Origin of the sequence: Nocardia carnea (genome assembly GCF_029869215.1) — a bacterium.
GTDB lineage: Bacteria > Actinomycetota > Actinomycetes > Mycobacteriales > Mycobacteriaceae > Nocardia > Nocardia carnea_B.
The window spans coordinates 1-2762 of record NZ_JARWPM010000268.1; the positions used below are offsets into that span (position 1 = coordinate 1).

The 2762-nt window shown below is 68.2% G+C and carries 2 protein-coding genes and 1 pseudogene; all 3 read left to right on the plus strand.

The window, feature by feature from the left end; translation table 11 throughout:
* The first annotated feature begins 250 nt into the window (after positions 1-250).
* Positions 251-937 (plus strand): TetR/AcrR family transcriptional regulator, encoded by a 687-nt coding sequence (locus QH276_RS18855; RefSeq protein WP_432278611.1) that lies wholly within the window; start codon positions 251-253, stop codon positions 935-937.
* Between the two features lie 124 nt (positions 938-1061).
* Positions 1062-2465: an ABC1 kinase family protein gene (locus QH276_RS18860; protein ID WP_280398506.1), complete on the plus strand. Its 1404-nt coding sequence runs from the start codon at positions 1062-1064 to the stop codon at positions 2463-2465.
* Between the two features lie 35 nt (positions 2466-2500).
* Positions 2501-2762 (plus strand): annotated as a pseudogene (locus QH276_RS18865) (hypothetical protein); the annotation flags it as partial.

A 2762-nucleotide genomic window follows, 5' to 3' on the forward strand; every position in this document is an offset into this window, starting at 1 on the left:
CCGCCCCCGCGCCGTGCGGCTGGGGGCCCGCGCCGGCGGGCCCGCCCGGGGCCCGGGCCGCGGGCGGCTCCGCGGGCTCGCCCCGCCCCCCCCGCCCCCGCGCACCAAGGGGGCCAAAACCCGCGCGCGCCAGCGCGCAGAAATAACACAGCCTAGAGTGGAACGCACGCGAACCGTACGGACCGAGGAGCTCACGCTGTCCACCGAAGATCTGCTCGATATCGGGAAATCCGCCGATCGATCGGCGCCGGTGCGTACCGCGCGGACCGACGGGCGTAAACGGCGCTGGCGCCAGCACAAGATCAACCGGCGGGAGGAGCTCGTCGACGGCACGCTGGCGGCGGTGCGGACCCGCGGCGGGAATGCCGGGATGGACGAGATCGCCGCCGAGATCGGCGTCTCGAAAACCGTCCTGTACCGCTATTTCGCCGATAAGAACGATCTCGTCAACGCCGCTATGCAGCGGTTCATCGAGATCACTCTGATGCCCCGGGTCTACGGCGCGATCAGCCTGGACGCCGACGAGTACCAGCTGGTGCGCTCGGCGCTGGCCGAATATGTGGGCGCGGTCGACGAAGACCCGGAGGTCTACCGGTTCATCATGGGCACCGGCTCCGGTGACCCCTCCTCGCTGGCCGATTTCGAGAGGTTGTTCGCCGAGGTGGTCGCGGCCGCCATCACCGAACGCGGTACCACTCTCGGGATCGAGACCGAGGGCGTGATGCTGTGGTCGTATGTGATCGTCGGCGGTATCCAGCTCGCCACCCACTGGTGGACCACCAACAAGTCGATGGACCGCGACGAGGTGATCGATTACCTCACCATGATGGTGTGGAGCGCCATCGAGGGGATGGCCAAGGCGGGTGGTTCGCGTACCCGGTTCGCCGGCCAGGAGCATGTGCTGCCGCCCATCCCCTCCGGCGACCAGGCCGTCTGAGTCACCCGGCTCGCCGGGCTCGACAACTCCGGCGGTTTGGCTAGTCTGTTGCCGTGCGGCGGCGCGGAACCGGCGAGTTCTCCGGCCACCGCAGGCGCGCGCCGGCACCAACGGAGGTACCTCGATGGCGAAACAAGTGCCGACATCCCGGCTGGCTCGCGGCACCAAACTCGGTGCGGTGGCGGCGGGTTCGGTGGTGCGTAAACAGCGCGCCCGGCTCTCGATGCGGGGCCGTTCGGAGGCGGTCCGGGCGCAGATGGCCGAGGAATCGATCCTGCGCAGTACCGAGCAGCTCGTCATGGTGCTGGGCACCATGAAGGGTGTGGCCATGAAGCTGGGCCAGATGATGTCGGTCCTCGATCTCGACCTGGTGCCTCCGGATCATCGCGAACGGTTCCAGAAGCGGCTGGCGGTCCTGCGCAATGCCGCGCCGTCGGTCTCGTTCGAGGCCATGCGGGCGGTGATCGAGGAGGATTACGGGCAGCCGCTGGACGCGGTCTTCGCCGAATTCGAACCCGAGGCGATCGCCGCCGCCTCGATCGGGCAGGTGTATCTGGCCCGGTTGCACGACGGCCGGCAGGTCGCGGTGAAGGTGCAGTACCCGGGTATCGATGCCGCTGTCCGGGCCGATCTGAAGAACCTGACCATGTTCCGGCGGGTGCTGCAGTCGGCGATGCCTTGGGTGACCCCGGCGGTGCTCGACGAATTGCGCCTGAACATGGAGTCCGAACTCGACTATCACGTCGAGGCGCAGACCCAGCGCGATATCGCGGCGCTCTATGCCGGCCATCCGTTCATCGTCGTCCCGCAACCGGTGCTCGAGCACAGTACGCAGCGAGTGCTGGTGACCGAGTACCTGTCCGGTACCGCGTTCGAGGATCTCCGTGCCATGCCGCGGGCCGAACGCGACCGGGTCGGCGAGATCATCTACCGCTTCTATGTGGGTTCCCTGTTCACGTTCAACGAGTTCTGCGGCGACCCGCATCCCGGCAATGTGCTGCTCGCCGACGACGGCCGCGTGGGATTCCTGGATTTCGGTTTGTTCAACCGGATGGATCCCGAGCATGTCCGGTTCGAGGCGATCTGCCTGTGCGCGGCGGCCGAGGAGCGCGGTGCGGATCTACGGGATCTGATGATCCAGCGCGGGGTCATCGATTCGGCCGACGAAATCGGTGCGGAGGAATGCTTGGAGTATGTGCTCTCGGCGTCGGAATGGTGTCTGGTCGACGAGGAGCTCACCATCACCCCGGAACTGGCCAGCGGTGCTTTCCTGCTGGCCGTGGACCCGCGGTCCAGTGAGTTCTCCGGGATGAAACAGCAGAATCTGCCGCCGGAGCATCTGTTCTCGCGGCGTGCCGATTTCCTGACCTTCGGCATGCTGGGCCAGCTGGAGGCCACCGCGAACTGGCATCGGATCGCGCGGGAGTGGCTGTACGGCGAGGAACCGGTCACCGAACTCGGCCGGCTTCATCACGAATGGCTGGCCGATCGCCGGCCGCACAAGCGCGGTAAACGCCGCTCCGGCTGACCGGGGCGACTCACATCCACGAGGGGTTTCATTCCATGACGGACACACGCGAATTCGATCTGGTCGTTTTCGGCGCCACCGGTTACGTCGGCAAACTCACCGCCCAGTACCTGCTGGCCGCGGCCCCCGCGGCGGCGCGGATCGCGCTGGCCGGCCGGTCGGAGCGCAAGCTCGCCGCCGTGGGCGGCGCGATAGGGGCGGCCCCCAGGGGGGTGGGGGGGGGCGGCAGCACCCGAAAGGGAGGGCGGGGTGGCCACCCCCCCCCCCCCCCGGCCGGGGTGAACCCCGGGGGGGCGG

Coding starts and splice junctions, on each gene's coding strand:
- QH276_RS18860 (WP_280398506.1), top strand. CDS start 1,062: ATGGCGAAACAAGTGCCGACATCCCGGCTGGCTCGCGGCACCAAACTC.